The 16,180-nt window shown below is 60.3% G+C and carries 8 protein-coding genes and 6 pseudogenes; 3 read left to right on the forward strand and 11 right to left on the reverse strand.

The annotated features are described in order from the left end of the window. Positions 1 to 43: 43 nt before the first annotated feature. From BO1_RS13775 to BO1_RS50975, 9 genes and pseudogenes are all read right to left on the reverse strand, one after another. Positions 44 to 1,221 (reverse strand): IS3 family transposase gene (locus tag BO1_RS13775; protein ID WP_156992236.1). Its coding sequence is split into 2 segments (ribosomal slippage): positions 44 to 954 and positions 954 to 1,221, totalling 1,179 coding nucleotides; the frame shifts between segments, so codons are not numbered across the junction. A gap of 140 nt (positions 1,222 to 1,361) precedes the next feature. Further along, positions 1,362 to 1,619 (reverse strand): annotated as a pseudogene (locus BO1_RS13785) (adenylate/guanylate cyclase domain-containing protein); the annotation flags it as partial. 400 nt (positions 1,620 to 2,019) lie between these two features. Beyond that, positions 2,020 to 2,916, reverse strand: a pseudogene (locus tag BO1_RS50965) (IS110 family transposase); the annotation flags it as partial. A 258-nt stretch (positions 2,917 to 3,174) separates the two neighbouring features. Then, positions 3,175 to 3,939 carry an SDR family oxidoreductase gene (locus tag BO1_RS13795; protein WP_028218056.1) on the reverse strand — a complete coding sequence of 255 codons (765 nt, stop codon included), beginning with the start codon at positions 3,937 to 3,939 and terminating at the stop codon, positions 3,175 to 3,177. A 214-nt stretch (positions 3,940 to 4,153) separates the two neighbouring features. Next, positions 4,154 to 4,432, reverse strand: a pseudogene (locus tag BO1_RS61105) (FAD-dependent oxidoreductase); the annotation flags it as partial. Between the two features lie 326 nt (positions 4,433 to 4,758). Continuing rightward, positions 4,759 to 5,043, reverse strand: coding sequence for a hypothetical protein (locus BO1_RS50970; protein WP_043284774.1), 285 nt, complete (start codon positions 5,041 to 5,043; stop codon positions 4,759 to 4,761). Between the two features lie 179 nt (positions 5,044 to 5,222). Then, the gene (locus tag BO1_RS13810) at positions 5,223 to 5,636 is read right to left on the reverse strand and encodes a RidA family protein (protein ID WP_028218058.1); all 414 of its coding nucleotides are present in this window, start codon (positions 5,634 to 5,636) and stop codon (positions 5,223 to 5,225) included. A 221-nt stretch (positions 5,637 to 5,857) separates the two neighbouring features. Further along, positions 5,858 to 6,685, reverse strand: a complete 828-nt coding sequence (locus tag BO1_RS13815) for a phytanoyl-CoA dioxygenase family protein (protein ID WP_028218059.1) — start codon at positions 6,683 to 6,685, stop codon at positions 5,858 to 5,860. A 1,419-nt stretch (positions 6,686 to 8,104) separates the two neighbouring features. After that, positions 8,105 to 9,405, reverse strand: a pseudogene (locus tag BO1_RS50975) (IS1182 family transposase); the annotation flags it as partial. Positions 9,406 to 10,091: 686 nt separating this feature from the next. Between BO1_RS50975 and BO1_RS57430 the strand changes: the two are divergent. Beyond that, positions 10,092 to 10,569 (forward strand): annotated as a pseudogene (locus BO1_RS57430) (IS6 family transposase); the annotation flags it as partial. A gap of 22 nt (positions 10,570 to 10,591) precedes the next feature. Further along, positions 10,592 to 10,798 (forward strand): annotated as a pseudogene (locus BO1_RS13835) (ABC transporter ATP-binding protein); the annotation flags it as partial. Between the two features lie 993 nt (positions 10,799 to 11,791). On the opposite strand, the gene BO1_RS13855 reads toward BO1_RS13835, so the two are convergent. Beyond that, positions 11,792 to 12,862, reverse strand: a complete 1,071-nt coding sequence (locus BO1_RS13855; RefSeq protein WP_028218064.1) for a hypothetical protein — start codon at positions 12,860 to 12,862, stop codon at positions 11,792 to 11,794. A 452-nt stretch (positions 12,863 to 13,314) separates the two neighbouring features. Between BO1_RS13855 and BO1_RS13860 the strand changes: the two genes are divergently transcribed. After that, the gene (locus BO1_RS13860) at positions 13,315 to 13,887 is read left to right on the forward strand and encodes a hypothetical protein (protein ID WP_043284776.1); all 573 of its coding nucleotides are present in this window, start codon (positions 13,315 to 13,317) and stop codon (positions 13,885 to 13,887) included. A gap of 58 nt (positions 13,888 to 13,945) precedes the next feature. Here BO1_RS13860 and BO1_RS50980 read toward each other — a convergent pair whose 3' ends face one another. Continuing rightward, positions 13,946 to 16,021, reverse strand: a complete 2,076-nt coding sequence (locus BO1_RS50980) for a ParB/RepB/Spo0J family partition protein (RefSeq protein ID WP_245643789.1) — start codon at positions 16,019 to 16,021, stop codon at positions 13,946 to 13,948. Positions 16,022 to 16,180 lie beyond the last annotated feature (159 nt).

Below are 16,180 nucleotides of genomic sequence, written 5' to 3' on the forward strand. Positions count from 1 at the left end.
CGGAATCCGGTGGGCCACCAGCACGTCGATGGCAGTGTAGTGGTCAACTAATTTCGGACAGGCAGATAGGGTCTTTCGCTGTCGGGTTCGCCTCATAGGCGGCGGGCGACAGATAGCCCAGGGTGGAGTGCAAGCGCACCGGATTGTAGAAAGCGACGATGTACTGGTTGATATCGCGCCGAGCCTCATCGTGGTTAGCGTACTGACGCTGCCACACGCGCTCCATTTTGAGGTTCAGGAAGAATCTCTCCATCACCGAATTGTCCCAGCAATTTCCTTTGCGACTCATGCTGCAAACCACGCGATGTTGCTTCAGCAAGGCCTGGTACTCGTCGCTAGCATACTGGCTGCCCCTGTCCGAATGCAGAACCAGTCCCGGCGCTGGCCGACGCTGCTGCAGCGCCATGGTCAACGCCGACATGACCAGCCCAGTCGGCATGGTTGGTGCCATTGACCAGCCGACCACCCTGCGCGAGTACAGGTCAAGCACGACCGCCAGATAGAGCCAGCCCTGCGCCGTGCGAATATAAGTGATGTCCGAAACCCAGGCGCGATTGGGCTTGGCCACTTCAAACTGTCTGTCGAGCACGTTCTCTGCCACAGGTAGCGTATGCCTGCTGTCGGTCGTCGAGACGAACTTGCGCTTCCAGCTCGTGCGCAGGCCCGCTTCGCGCATCACCGTACGCACCCGGTAACGACCGATTCGTATCCCTTGCTCCCGCAGTGCATGCATCACGCGGCGGCTACCATAGCTCGCGCCGCTAGCGGCGAATGCTGCCTTGATGTGTGTCTGTTCCTGCAACCTCTTCGCGCTCGGCCCAGCGCTCCGGTGCGCATAGTAGCCAGAGCGGCTCACCTGCAAAACCCGGCAGGCGTTACTGACCGATACGGCCTCCTGTTGCAAATGAGTTACCACGCGGTAAATCACTTTAGTTCCCGGGCAAAGAAGGCCGATGCTTTTTTTAGCAGCGCGTTGTCCTCGCGCAGTTGCCGGTTTTCCGCCTCAAGCTGCCGGATACGCTGCTGCTCAGCCGTCAGCGGCTTGCCCTCGCCGGGGCCGCCTGCACGCTCTGCATCGTACTGCGCCACCCAGCGGCGCACAGCTGTCTCAACCAGGTCCATTGACCGGCAAACTTCGCTGACCGACAGCCCTTGGTCTCGCACCATCCGTACTACTTCCAGCTTGAAGCTGGCGTCAAATTGTCGGCGCCTTCTTGTCATCTTGCTCTTTTTCCTCGTCGATTCAGGATTGTCCTCCTATCGACCTGTCCGAGGAAATTAAACCACTACACAGTGCCCCCACCGGCCTTGCGAATTTGCAAAATAACGATCCAGTTCGAGCCAGAGACCGAATACCCTCGTCAACTTTCCGGCGCGCCTGTCCTGCCGACCAGGAACCATGTGCGGAGCTCGCCCATGCCGTTCGTCACTATCGTTCCGCGCTCCTCGAAGACGAAAGGTTCTCCCAGCCTGCCGCGAGTGCCCTCTGTTACCTGCACGCGCCCAGCTACGCCGTGCGATTCCATCCTGCTCTCAAGGTTGACAGTCATTCCCCACAAGTCGTAGATGAACTTGCGCTTCCCGATCACGCCAGCCACAACCTCTCCACTGTTGATACCGCGCTGGCAATCGTATGTGATGACACCCATTAGCGGGTGATCGTGTCCATGACTTCCTCCTTGGCGGAAGGTTGCTCAGCGGCCCCATGATCACACCAGAGGCTGGCGCTCCGCTGGCCGGGCAAGTCCTTTACCAATTCAGGATCAAGCGATCGGCGTACTGCGGTTACCTGTCGCCCTGGTGGCTCCGCGACCCCAGAAGAACTTTGGTACCGCAATGCGTCCATGGGGTTCGCACAAGTGCAAGGGCTGCCGGGTTGTCGGCGCCAATCCACGGCTGGCTCGCATTGCGGGCGATCCGCTTTTACTGCATATCGTGGACGGCGGCACAGCATTCGATTCAAACCAAAGTGGTTGAATACCAGTCATCACATGAGGCTTGCGGCCACCGTCGTTAGCTCTACTCAAAGCAGCACGTCATATCGAATGGTTTGTGCTCCTTCAGCATGTGGAAGCACGCGCGGGCGAGCTTGTGTGCCAAAGCTTTGCGCGCCAAGATAGGATTGGTCTTGACCTTCTCAAAGGCTTTGTGAGCGACTTCAGTGAGGAGTCTGGCGGCGGTCCTGACGCCGACTCCCAGCATGCTGGTCAGGACCGGCCAAAGAGGGGGTGCATGCACCAGGCGTTCTACCTCGCTGGCAACCTTGTCGCGTTGCTTGCGCAAAGGCGCGAACTGCTGGGCCAGACGTGGCATACCGATAGTTGCGGCCTGAGTGCCGGGTACGATCACCGCCTGTTCGCTGAGCGCCTGAACGATTTCGGCCGCAAGGCTTGTGCCCATGCGCGGTGCGAGTTTGGTGGGACGATTGGCGAGTGTCTTCTCGCTGGTTGCGGCAAGCTCGGCAGCCGACCGGTATCGCTCAAGCAGATCGAGCACGGCCGGATGTCGAGGCGCGGCCCCAGAACCCGTTCCAGTGCGGGATAAATCTGGGTAAGCAGGCCACGAATGTGGTTGCTGGTCTGCGTGATCTGTGCGGCGAGATCATCCTCGAAACCGCACAACATAGTGAGCTCGGCGAGCGGTTCGTCAGCCAGTCGAAGCGAGCGCAGCGTGTGCGGCAATGAGCGTGCGGCTTCCGCAATGATGGCGGCATCGCGAGCATCGGTCTTGGCTTCGCCTGCATGCAGATCGGCGATGCGGCGCATGGCCAGACCCGGCAGATAGGCGACGAGGACACCTTCATCACGGGCAGTGCGCCAATGGTGGCGGGCTGATCGACGACGAACAGAAGCTGGCCGTGCGCCTTGAGTTCGGTGATGAGCGCGTGCAGTTGGCCTCATCGTTGGGCGGAGCTTCGTTGTACAGGCTGCGAGACGGCACCTTTTACCAACCTAAACCAGCCCCTAACGCTTGACGAAAGACATAGCCCCCCGCGAATGCGCGACACGATGTGCTCGTCCATGATCGCGCACGTGGCCCGACCGTTCTTCCACTTTCGCGGTTTACGCAAATTCCGTGGTCGATTTCGTGTCTCGTTCAACCGGAAGGCGCAGACGTTGCCGTCGACGGCGACAGATGTTGGCGGCTGTGTAAATCCGACACTAGACGGCGGCGCTAGATCGTGAGGCCGCCGTCGACGACGACACACTCGCCGTTCGTGTAGCTCGATGCGTCCGACACGAGGTAGAGCATTGTGCCGGCCATCTCACGCGGTTCGGCGTGACGGCGCAGCGGAATCTTCGCCATCCAGCCTTCGTAAATCGCGGGATCCTCGAACAGCGCGCCTGCGAACTTGGTCCTCGTGAGCCCCGGCAGCAACGCGTTCACGCGAATGCCGAGCGGCCCGCACTCCTTCGCAAAGGCTCGAGTCATGTTGACGACTGCAGCCTTCGTGACCGAATAGATGCCCTGCCGATCGCCCGGCTGCAGCGCATGCACCGACGCGGTATTCACGATCACGCCGCCTCCCTGCGCCCTCATCATCTTGCCGGCTTCGACCGACATAAAGAAGTAGCCGCGGACGTTCACCTCGACGGTTTTTTCGTACGCCGCGAGATCGGTATCGAGGATATGGCCGAAGTACGGATTCGCGGCCGCGTTGTTGACAAGAATGTCGAGACGCCCGTGCTTGCCGCGGATCTGCTCGAATGTGGCTGCGATGTCCTCCAACCGTCCGACGTGGCACGCGAGCGCTTCGGCCCGGCCGCCCGCGGCGACGATCTCGTTGACCACCGCCTGGCAGTCGCCGAGCTTGCGGCTCGACACGAGTACGTGCGCACCCTGCTCGGCGAGCAGCTTCGCGATTTCCTCGCCGATGCCACGGCTCGCGCCGGTCACGAGCGCAATCTTTCCCGTCAGGTCGAACAACTTCGTTACCATACTTCGCCCCTCCATGGTTGTGCGGTTCGCGCCGCTTCAGGTTGTTCAGCAATGCGTATCAATCAAACCTCACTCAGCCTGGGAGGCCTCTACCGACGTCGTGACATAGTGCTGAAGTCGATAGAGTAGGATGAGGCCAGGGCTAGAAATGAGGAGCAGAGAGATAGCAATGGCCAAAATGGCGATCAGTATGCGTTTCTTCATCTTCGTGCTCCTATGCCTGACGCAGTGCATTGAGCGCCTGAAGCACGCCCTGATGTCCTGAACGTACTGCGCCATCCATATAGCCGGCCCAAATGTCCGCAGACTCTGTGCCTGACCAGATCAGACTCCCGCACGGCGGACGGAGCGCCTCACCGCGCGCGCTCCAGAACCCGGGAGGGATGGCGGAGACGCAAGTGATGGTCCACGGATCGGCCCGGCCCCAGTCACGATCGTCGTATGACACAGGAGACAATGTTTCGTCACCCTAGGCTCGTGCATAGAGTTCGATCTGCATATGCCTACCACCGTCGTCGAGCCGGGCTTTCCACGCGTATGCGCTTTACCGCGCTACTCCGACCGCCGTGGCTACTTTGGCGGGCGTCCTGCCCGCCAACATCAAGCGACCGGCTCGCACCCGCTTGCGCGTAGCTTCGTCCATCCTGGCCGCCCACCGAGTCTCCCTTCGACGTGGTGACCGTATAACGCGCCAGTAGAGAATTGGTTGCCATCGACCTCGTGATCCTAAATAGCACTTGATAAGTACTTCGTCGGTTTTGATGAGTACCGGCGGACTGCCCGCGATTTCATCTGATGATCTGCGGGCCCTTTCTTTGCCTAGTCGAACGTCGAAGCGCCAGTACCCAGTTGTTCCCCCGGCACCGGAAGGCGCTCGGTGTGCACTACGGTTCGACTGACAGGTCTCGAGCTGCCACGCTCAGCGACGTTCATCACGTTGTGCTGGTCGGCCTGAAGGCTCAGGGCGCTTTGGCCGCGTTGCGATGCTGGAGCTCCGACTTGCGGGTTATAGAACGGCGCCGGGCCATAACCGCTGGCAAAAACGGGGACGGTATACGCTGTAAAGACGGCGATGAGTAAAGTGGCGGGAAGCTTGGTCTTCATGATGTGCTCCGGTAATCGTTACGAATTCAGTTCGAGCGGGCGCTGCGGAAGGACCGGGGAAATATATTCCAGAGTGGCGGCGCGGCGACAGCCGCGGGACTGCCTTACCCGGAGATCGCCCCAGGTCGCGCTGTCCAAACCCGGCCCAACCCGCGCTTGGGACGTGCCGGGTGACTGGCTCAGGTCCCGCCGCTCCCAGCTACGGCCACTGCCCGAATCTCGATATAAAGCCCGGGAATGGAGAGCTGCGTCGTCCCGACCGCAGTCCACGACGGATAGCGGTCAGGGAAGTACTCGTCCTTGACAGCCGAGAAGGCCTCCGTTCCGCCCTGAATGTCCGTGTGAAATGTCGTCAGTTCGACAACGTCTGCCAAGTTCGCCCCTGCCGCCTCGAGAACGGCTTTCAGCGACTCGAAGGCGATCCGGGTCTGCGCCCGAATATCCTCGCCAACCTTCCCATCCGGAGTCGCCCCGACCTGGCCGGAAACCCAGATCGCGTCTCCTACGCGGATCGCTGGTGAGAAGTGGTACTCGTCATACCACCCCTGGAACGGTGGCGGAATGATCGATTGTCGTTTGGTGGTCGTTGCCATGACAAGTAAGCCCCTTTCCTTGAACGAGTTGACAGAGGCAGAAGATATGCTCCATAAGCCCGAGAAACTCTCCAAATTCGCCGGCGTCGCTTGCTACAGCCCCGATGCGACAACTGGGTACTGCTAGCGGTAGGCGGGGACCAGTTGGACACATTCGGGCACCATCCTCATACCATCGGCCGCTCAAGAGTGATGGATGGCCGCGGTCGCGGCAACCCTGCTCAGCGCAGTTGGGTGAAATGGCTGGGGCGGTAGGGATCCCCGGGATTCAGCGACGATTCGTTGCCCCCACCACATTCCATCTGATAGCCGTTCTCCGTGTCGGGCAGCGGCCGGTAGAAGAGCTTGTCGCCGGTGAACCGCAGTGCCATTGTGTGGCGCGCCGGGCAGGCTGGCGTCACGGGAGCACCACCGTGCAGCGCGCCGGAGTGGAACACCAGGGCATCGCCGGGCTCCAGATCCCAGGAGATCACGTCCCACGATGTCGGGTCTTTCTTGCGATCCGCCTCGATGTCGGGAAGTTTCTGGAAGAAGTCTCCCCCCCACCCCGGCGCGGTGGGATCCGATGGGTCGACATATGCGGGGACGTCGTACTCAGGGCCGAGGTGGGAGCCGCGCACGATTTCGAGCGCATTCTCCTTGGGAAGGCTCTCGAAGCTGAACCAGAGGTTGGCCACGTGCGGCCCGTTCGCCGGTATCACCGAGGTGTCCTGGTGCCAGGGTGACCGCCCTGCCTGCCCACCTGATTTGATGAACAGTTCTTCGGTAATGAACCAGACGTGCTCCGAGTCCCACAGGGACGCAAAGAGATCTTGGAGCCCTACCTCCCGGACAAATGCCAGGTACATATCTCTGTTCGCAGGATTGCCGTATTCGTTGTAGTGCGCGTCACTCGTTCCTTCGAAGATAATCTTGCCGGTGCCGGGGTGTGCGATCGCGTAGTCGAAGCACTCACGTGCACGCTTCATTTGCTCGGGCGAGAAGAGGCCCCGGATGACGATGGCGCCATTGACTGCCAAGTCCTGCTTCATCTGCTCAGTTACTTGCATGAATCCTTCCTTTTTTTCAGCAACAAACAGTTGAAAATTAAATTGGAATCCCAGACGCGCTGCGACGGGTTCTTCGATCCCATCACGCGTCGAGCAAGGAGATGCGAATCGCCTTGACGCCAACATCGTGCCGCCCCAATCCATCCGTTACTTCAACCTATTATTTACGTGTTAGTGACCTAATGATAGCGGTGATGTGACCCACTATCAAGGCGAAAACAGACAGGGAAAACACTGACTGGCGCAATACTTTTATCGGCAATTCACCAAAAGTTCGGCCATTCACGGGATGCAACCCCAATTTACATGGATCTAGCGAAGCCGACGCCCATTTCAATCACGATAGCGATGCAGAAGATGGCTAATAATTCAAGACACGACGAAATCTCGTTATGCCATCGCATCGACCTATAATTTTGGGCAGCTCGATGTGGGCTACTTTCGGTGGGCCGACGTGCAACAGGAGGCGGTAGAGCAAGAAACCTTTGACGATCGTGGAGAGGTAACGCCTGATTCCGTGCTGTACCCGCGGCGAACCCCGGAACTGTGCTTTGTGCTGCCCAGCGGACATTTCAGGAGGATGGATATGCTAGCTTCGCGACAGCGGGTCGCGCAGGAATAAATTAGGAAACCTTCAATGCTACTTTCGACCGAAAGACGAATTGCTACGCGCGGCGTTGCTACGCGCTAAACGTGGAGGCACGTATCGTCGTGTTGATCAAGAACGAAGCCTGAGGACCGCGCCACCCCCGCGTGCACGCCATCCAGTGCTGCTCGCCCACAACCCGCACAGGTCCACCCGGCGTACCCAATTCGGGCAAAGTTTCATGTAGTGCGCGATTTCAACCAAGGCTGTACCGCGATCGACTGTCGGGCGATCCAAAACAATTATCGCCCGCAAGCCGGATAGCCGATTCCGGTGCAAACTCAGGGAAACCGGGCACGCAAAGGCAAGACACGCGGACGGCAACAAATTTACTTGAAATTTTGACTCAACTTTCCGTGCGAGCGCACCAGTTTTTCGCACGATTCAACACGACTATTATGATAAGTTTTCCTATATAAATGGATTGTCTTGCGACGCATGATTTCTGCGCTGGCCAAGCGGCGCTATAAAACTTCCGTCAATTCTCGAAGTGCCAGAATGCGATCTATCCCTCATCCAAGTCGTTTGGCATTCGTGGCACGCACGTCGCCACCTTGGCTCGCGGGCGGCACGTCGCATGAATATAGCTTTTCCGGAGGAACGACGATCCGCCCGTGACCACGCCCCGGTGCACCCGGGAGAGCGCCCGCCGGAGTGCAGCCGCGCGGCCGACGGCTGGCCGGTCCCGGAGGCTGCCGCGGCCGCCCCGCGCGATGGTGAGCTGGCCGCGATAAGGGCGTTATCGCGGCCAACAAATGAGTCGAGGGTCTTCGAGTGCCGAACACATGTTCGACCGTTCGGCGCCGTATCGTCATGGCATCAAGCTGGCGATCCAGTCTGAGTTGCAGCGCCTCGAGTACCGCTTCGTGCTCCCATCGTCGAATGCGTCGGTAGGGCGCCGGGGTGCACTGGCTCTTGAGCGAGCAATGAGGACAGGCACTGCTCCCATAGACACGCGGTTTCAGCAGATTGGCGCTCTCGACCGTAGTGAATCTGTATATTGCCCGCTGCCCAGCCGGGCACACGTACTGGTCATCGCTGGCGATGTAGATGAAGTCGCTCCGGTCGAAGCGCCCATCAGCCTTTGCGCTCGAGGTTTGCGTTTTCGGAACCAGCGCCGCAATACCCATATCGTCGCAAGCCTTGACTTCTGGTGCTTTGAAGTATCCACGGTCTGCCAATGCCTTGAGCCGCTTCTTGCCCATGGCATCGCGCGCGGCCTTAGCCATTCGGCTCAACTGCGCCCGGTCGCTGCCGATGTTCGTAACCTCGTGGGTCACAATGAGATGGTGTTGGGTATCGACGGCTACCTGGACGTTGCAACGTTGTAATCAACCACGCCCGTGCCTTTGGCTTGCGACATCATCGAGCGTGAGTCGGGGTCAGTCAGCGAGACCTGTTTTTCCGGCAGATCGTTCAGAAACTCCGCCGCACGATCCAGATCGCGTATCTGTTCGCGCAGCGTCTCGATCTTATCCCGTAGCCGCTCGGTCTTCGATTCTACTTCGGCGGGTTGAGTGCGATCCGCGGTTTCCAGCGCATCCCGGTAGCGCTGAATGCTTTGTTCGATCTGCCCCTGACGTTTCGCGATCTTGTTGGGTGTGAAGTTCTGGTCGCGGCTGTTGACCGCCTTGAACTTGCTGCTGTCGATGGCCACGATCGCTTGCGTGAACAGTTTGAAATCGCGGCAGATCATCACGAAGCGACGGTATACGTTGCGAATGCCGGCACCATTGCTACGCCTGAACTCGGCAATCGTCTTGAAGTGCGGCGCCAGCCGGCCCGTCAGCCACATCAGTTCGACGTTGCGCTGGCACTCCCGCTCCAGACGCCGGCTCGACTCCACGCGATTGAGATAGCCGTAGATGTAGATCTTCAGAAGCACTGCCGGATGGTAAGACGGTCGGCCCGTGTTCGCAGGGGTAACCCCTTCAAATCCCAGGGACGCCAGATCGAGTTCGTCTACGAATGCATCGACAATCCTGATCAGATTGTCTTCGGCGATGAAGTCTTCGAGACACTCCGGCAACAAGGTCGCCTGACTGCGCTCTGCACCTTCGACGAATCGTCCCACCTGTACCTCACGTACCAACGGGTTGATTCAGTCTAGGCGATCACCGGCGTTTTTACACACCCTCGGCCGACCTCTGCCTGACACGGATAACTGCGTTCCGAGCGACGGAACAAATGCACCGCAGAAAATATGTGCTTGGCTGGGCGGCACACCGGCTTGGCAACGATCTATGGGGATGTGTATGTGTGCTCACGCAACCATATCCGCCGTTGCTCTTGGGTGAGCTAACGGCGGCCCCTGATCGTTAAGATTGAACGCCCTTGAGGTGCTCTAGTTTTATAGGCCAGCCGCTTTGATTGGGCTGCGTCACCGACTCTGTCTCAACGCGTTCGAGAATTTTTCCGTCAGCATCCTTTCTAATTGAGACGGACTTCGTGTACGTGGTCGAAACGCATCCAGAGAAAAAAATAGAAACAAAACAAGCTGCCAAAAAGTATGTCTTCTTCATTGGAGTCATTCTATGTTGAAGGGTCGCGCTTCATCCCTGCTTTGTGTAGAAGGCGCTTGCAGCAAATGCAACGGCACCTTGGTTTCTCTATCCTTGCGTGGAGTGAGAGAAGACCGCGATGCCAAATCGGGTTTACGGCAGGACGGCGTTCCGACTTTAGGGTACTGGACTGAGCCCGTTCGCTATGCGGCCGCAGGAAGTTGTCAGGTTAGCGAGCGCGGTGCATTAAAATGAGGCGATGAAGAAGACGAAGTCGCTTTATCACGGTCACCGCTTCCCCGCGAGCGTCATCAGCTGCGCTGTTCGCTGGCATTTCCGCTTCAACCTGCGCCTGCGCGATATCGAGGAGTTGCTGCTCGAGCGCGGCGTGGTGGTGAACTACGAGACAATCCGTTGCTGGTGCGACAAGTGCGGAGCCGCCTTCGCAGGGCGCACAAAGGCGGTGTGACGCAAGTCCGGTAGCACGTGGCATCTGGACGAAGTGTTTGTGACGCTGCGCGGCGAGCCCTACGTGCTGTGTAGGGCTGTGGATGAATGCGGGCGCCGAGCTGGATGTGCTTCTGCAGAAGCACCGAGACAAGGTCTCGGCCAAACGCTTGTTCAAGCATCTGCTGCGATCGAATCCCGTGCCCCGGAAAATCGTCACCGACCAACTGCGCAGTTATCCTGCGGAGAAGGCAGGCATCGCAGAACTCGCGGACGTCAAGCACATGTTCCACCAGTCTGAAGGTAAAGGTCATGGCGCTTGAGTCGCTCGGCGATGCCGCGAACCTCTATTGTGAGAGCGTCGCGGCTCCGGACGGTCTGGTTGCCCGAATTCCGCCGCTCGAACGTCACGCACACGGGAGTTCACTGTATCTGGGCGCCGCGCCGGATCATTGTCACGTCTTCGACGCGGAAGGCAAGGCCTTCAAGCGCACCGGAGTCCGCGCGTTGGCGGCTTGACGAGCCACCACGTATCCATGACACGCTCCTCAGGTTAAATGAAGCCTTCAACGCTCCCCATCCAGAAGGACGATCATTCGCACGATGATCCGCTCGCACTGCCCGTTCCCGCTCTCATCGGCGACCAGTTTCCTTGCGCTATCACGTTGCATTGGAGGCGATGAAACTCGGAAAGAGTAATGCGGCGACAGCACAGGCCCTGATGGGAAAGGTACTCGCCGCAGGTCTGCTGGCCGACTGTGGGCATGGGCGGCTGGACCTCCAGCAAACACGCGCTGCAGAGAAGGCAATCAGGTGTGTGGCGGAGAGCGGCCTGCGGTTCAGGAACTGGAGGCTTTCCGCCGTTGGCTTTGACGCCCTGCGTACGATGATGGCCGAGCATGATATCCAACTCAGTAACGCGTGCGCGCGGGATGTACTCCGCGTTCTTGAGCACGTGTACCAGTTGGGTCATCGCGCAGGCGTACCGGCCAGCAAATCCTCATCTGGAGGATAGCGCTCAAGGCTTTCGCTAACGTGCGATGGTCGCCGCCGCCCAGACAGTTGTGGTTCGTCGCGGGCCACTGGGGTGGCAAGGGGGCAGCAAACGGCTGATTTATATTAGAAAATATTGGGGCGGCAAGCGAAGACAGCGCCAGTCCTCGCTGTTCCTAACCAGAATCCTGCTCGAAAATCAAAGAGCCCCCGACAGCACGGCAATGTGCGTCGGCCATCTCAAGGTCCACGAGGTGGTGCAGTTCACTCAACCCAGCAATGCACTTGGCCAGACGATTTCGGTAGTGTCATTTACCACCAGTCCTGTCGATGTCCCCGACTGGGCAAAAAACGCCGACGGCCAGCAAGAGGATGGACTCGACATCAAACTGGCTGACCATGGCAACGCCTCGCGAACCCTCGTGTTGGCGAGCGACGGATGGATTGACGCCAGCGACTTCAGCAGACAACCACGACAAAGGTCGGTTCGCACCGGCCTTTCTTCCGTGCCGGTGGAGGTTAGCGGATGCCCGCCGCCTTTCGCTCGCGCAGCGCGAATTTGCGCAGGCTGGCGTAAGGATCGAAAAGTCGGCGCGGCAGGCGGAACAGTTTGCACAGTGGCGCCAGTAGGCCGCCAAAGCCCACGCCCGCGACGATGCCGGCCACGATACGCAGATTAGGCCAGTCTTCGGGCGTCACCCCGAGCAGCAGGATCGCACAGATGCTGATGCACGCCATCGCGCCGAAAAATTCCCACGAGAGCTTGAACGAGTCGATGTCGACCATCGCGCACGGGATTTCCTCGGTCTCGTAGGCTTCCTTCTCGAGGACCAGTCGAAGATCGAGCGGTGCCGGCCGCGACGAAACCGGATTGACCAGGCGGGTCGAGAGCGCCGCGGCGGTGACGTCGACCGCCGGAAAGTCATCCGGCCATTGATGACGTTCCCGCACGCCATAGGCCCGTAGCACCGGCAACGCCCAGTCGGGGTGGTTGATGGGTTCCAGCAGCTGGTCGTCCAGCACGGCCCAGTGCACGGTCTGGTTCGCGTGCTTCACGGCGTAGAGGGTGAGCCGTTCGGCGGCCGGATAGTCATATGGCGCCACATGGGCGGGAATCCACCGGGCGTCCATGTCGCGGAAGAACCCCACGCGATTCTTGCCTTCGTGCGCGAGGAACAGGCCCAGCGGCTTGATCCACATGAACTCGGCCCGCTCGCGATCTTCTGTCGTGGCCCGCGCCGGCTCCTGCAGTCTGGCCAGTAACTCCGGCCGTTCGGCCTCCGGCACTGAGCGTGTCGTCCACCTCCAGCTGGCCCCGATGGTCTGTGAAACCGGCACCAGCGCGCTAAACGCCTCACCATGAGGTTTGAAGCCGCTGAACGGCATGACTGTCTGGAAAAAAGCCGCCCCATTTCGCGGGCCGTAGCCGCCATCATGGAGCGCCCCAGTCAGGCGCGGACCTGCCACGCCATGACGGGCCAGTTCGTCGACCTCGTACTTGGCGTCAACCAGTTGCCGGATTTCCTCGCGCAGCTGCGTGGAAATCTCGTCTGCGACGGCTTCGAGTGGGGAGTACGGTGTTGCGCTCATCGTGTCACTCCTTGGCTGGTGAATGATTTGTTAGCTACTCGCTGAAAAGATATCCCAAACGCGCCCATGCGCGTTCTGCAGGCGTCAACGCACGTCCTCCCTGGCACACGCGTTGCCCCGCGTTCGACGGGCGCGCCCGGCCTCGCGCGTGGCGTATGGGCAACACCGCGCAGCGCGGTATTGCCACCGCCGGCCGGGTTCTCCAAGGGGCATCCCCTTGGAGCACGGTATATGTAGACGGAAATGCGTCAGCATTTCCGTCTACATATACGTCGTGCCTCGGCTTTGAGCCGACCGCCCGACGACAGGTCATTCCTGGATCGGAATGAATCGCTTTTGGATCATTTCTGGATTGCTTTCAGAGCATAGAAGATCAGAGGTTGAACACTAATGGTGCAGCTTTCGATCATTCGCGGCATACTGACGCCGTTTCCTCTCCCGCGAGCGCTCAAATGGACGCCCAAATCGCCGCGCAACGCGCACAACGCCTCGATGCCCTGTCGGCGGCATCGGATGGCCGGTCCAAGACCGCCCAGCTTCGCGACGTGTTCGACAGCGTCGAGCGCGCCATTCGCGCAGGCGTCCGGTACGCCGCGATCATTCAGGACCTGGCCGAGACCGGCCTTGTCTTCACGTACCAGACTTTCGCCCTGACCCTTAAAAGACTCCGGCGCGAGCGCGGCATTGTGCTCCGCCACCCCCGCGCGCCACACCCGGACACTGGCCCGGCAGCCCACCGGGCGGAGGACGCGCCGGACCCGGCAACGGCCCGCACGTCAACGCCTGGCAATGACGCCAGATCCGCTCCGGACGTGGTACCCGCCCCGCCCGTTGTGCGCGAACGTCGCCCGATTGCTCCCGTCGGCGCAAGGCTTCCCGATGACTGGCTCACCGCCGACCTGACGCGCGAACAAAAACGACTGCTGACATCTGAACAGCGAAGCGCACGCGCGGATGCGAAGGTCAAACAGTACTGGCCTAACCCGTTCGATCCGGTGCCGCCCAAAAAAGACAACCCCGCCTGAGCGGGGTTGTCGTGTTGCGACGCGCAACGGACGTCAAAGACCTGAGGGGCAACCCCGCTCAGTGCGGCTCGTCGTCCTCCTCGTTTGAACCCGCCTGAGTTTCTGATAGTTCGTCAGTTTCGGTCCCGGCGTCGGCTCCATCCTCTTCGTCGTCGTCCTCGCGGTATCCGTATGTGACGCGCTCCGGCACTTCGCGGTTGCGCAGGACTTCCGGCAACCAGCCCGAGTCCGTCATGCGAAGCTCTGCCGCCGCTGCTGCGTCGTCCTTCTTCATGCCGCGCAGTTCGCCCGCCACCTGAGGCGATACGCTCTCACCCACCACCGCTGCAATCCGGTCTTTCGCCACGTGTGCAAAATAACCGGCGCGCGTCGGTTTCCAGTAACGCGAGAGGTCCACCGCCAGCGTGTTGGCCACCTCGTTCACGGCGTGCGGACGGTCGGCGCTGCTGATCCCGTCAACCGTGGCCGCCACGCAGAAGGCAAAGAGATTCGACGTCACGTCCTCGCCCTGTTCCAGCAGCCAGGGCAACAGTTCTTCGGCCCGCCTGGGCAGCATCCGCGCCCACTTCGCGCGCTCGCCTTCCAGTGCCTTCCAGGCCACGCTTCCGGCCATGTCGTCCGCATTCGATACCAGCGCATCACGCGACGTATGCAGTTCAATCTTCACCGCGTGGTCGATGTACGACCGCGCATAGACGTCATCGAATACAACCGGAATCATGCGCTGCATCAGCACGGCAAGCGCCACGCCCGGCTGCTGCGCAAGCTCGATCTGCACGGCGGCGGTCCGGTGCGCGGTCAGTCGCCTGCACAGCTTTTCGCCATGCAGGGGGCGCTCCTTCGGGGCGCGTGCTGCGTTAGCCATCGCGCTGCCCACAGGCGACGCGCTTGCCTGCGCACCCGGCGTCGCCTCCCGCCGCACCAGGCCACGCTCGATACACACACGCCCCTCGTCATCGAGATAAACAAACGCCCCGGCCTGCTTCATGTCTTCCGGATCGAACGTCTCCAAGCGCTCGGCGTACTGGTCAGCGGCATACGTCGCGGCGGTGGCCGTCGCCTCCAGACGCTCCTGCAGTGCCTCGTCGGGTTCGCTGTCGTCGTCGTAATACGCGTCGAGCTCCGCCTGCGCGGCGTCACGCGCGGCGCTCAGTTCCGCAAGCTCGGATTCTTCCTTTTTCGTCGGCTTGCGTGTGGTCGAGGCGATGCGCCCATGACGCATGATTTCCATCGCGTCGTAACGGGTCCGGCATTCCGTCCACTGCCAGCCTTCCGCCGCGACCGTCTGCGAAAGCGCGATCAGCCGCTCGGTGGCGAGCCGGTGCAGCAGTTCGGCGTCCTCGATGTATCCCGCGTGCTCGTCGGCGCTGAAGAGGTCACGGCGCACCCGACCGCCCGCCGCTTCGTAAGCATCAAGGCCCACGAACCGGGCCAGGGCGCTGTCCCTCGCATCGATTTCCTCGCGCGTGATCGCCGCGCGCAACTCGGCAGGGCGGCGTTGCCACGCGTTCACCGCTTCGTGCCAGACGCGTTCCTGCGTCGCGTGATCGTCGGCCAGAACCAACACCTTGGCCTGCTCGTAGTCCAGCTTGTCATCACGCAGCAGATCGAGCAGCGTGGGTGCAAGGCTGGCGATTTTCAGCGCGCGGCGCACCGCGACTTCCGGAATGCTGAAAAGCGCCGCAATGTGCCCGGTACTTTTCCCCTCGTCGACCAGCAGCCCGAAAGCGACCGCCTCATCCGCAATGCACATGGGTTCGCGCGCGCGGTTCTCGATCAGCGACGCTGCGACCGCTTCGCCTTCGCTGACGATCAGCACCGGCACCTGGTAGTCCTTTGTAATGCGGCCCTGCGAAAACAGCAGATCAAGCGCGGCGAGTCGCCGCTGGCCCGCGCAGACCCCCAGCTTTGGTAGCTTCGCACGGCCTTTCAGTGCGTGCACGACCAGGTTCTGCAACAGGCCCTTCTCCCCGATATTCGCGGCGAGGGCTTCAATCTCGTTCGGCGCCTTTTTGCGCACATTCAACGGCGAGAGGGACAGTTGAGAGTACGCCACATAGTCAATGCGACCCTGCGTACCAGCTTCCACTTCAGCAGGTGTTTCGGTTAGATCACTGCGAATCTCTTTAGCCACGGTTATCTCCGGTTATGGCCATCGCAATACGCGAGGCACAGAAGATATTATAAGGTCTTAAAGCCCGGATTACATAAGTAAAACCCAATCCGCATTAAAATCTCTCTATTATGCTGCCGAATCAATTGGAAATCATTTTGCAGAATTCCTTTACATAGG

Origin of the sequence: Paraburkholderia oxyphila NBRC 105797 (assembly GCF_000685075.1) — a bacterium.
GTDB lineage: Bacteria > Pseudomonadota > Gammaproteobacteria > Burkholderiales > Burkholderiaceae > Paraburkholderia > Paraburkholderia oxyphila.

What these genes read in the sequence shown, in the direction of transcription:
- BO1_RS50970 (WP_043284774.1), bottom strand. Translation starts at nt 5,043, where the DNA reads ATGAAGACCAAGCTTCCCGCCACTTTACTCATCGCCGTCTTTACAGCG.
- BO1_RS13795 (WP_028218056.1), bottom strand. Translation starts at nt 3,939, where the DNA reads ATGGTAACGAAGTTGTTCGACCTGACGGGAAAGATTGCGCTCGTGACC.
- BO1_RS13815 (WP_028218059.1), bottom strand. Translation starts at nt 6,685, where the DNA reads ATGCAAGTAACTGAGCAGATGAAGCAGGACTTGGCAGTCAATGGCGCC.
- BO1_RS13860 (WP_043284776.1), top strand. Translation starts at nt 13,315, where the DNA reads ATGGACGCCCAAATCGCCGCGCAACGCGCACAACGCCTCGATGCCCTG.
- BO1_RS13810 (WP_028218058.1), bottom strand. Translation starts at nt 5,636, where the DNA reads ATGGCAACGACCACCAAACGACAATCGATCATTCCGCCACCGTTCCAG.
- BO1_RS13855 (WP_028218064.1), bottom strand. Translation starts at nt 12,862, where the DNA reads ATGAGCGCAACACCGTACTCCCCACTCGAAGCCGTCGCAGACGAGATT.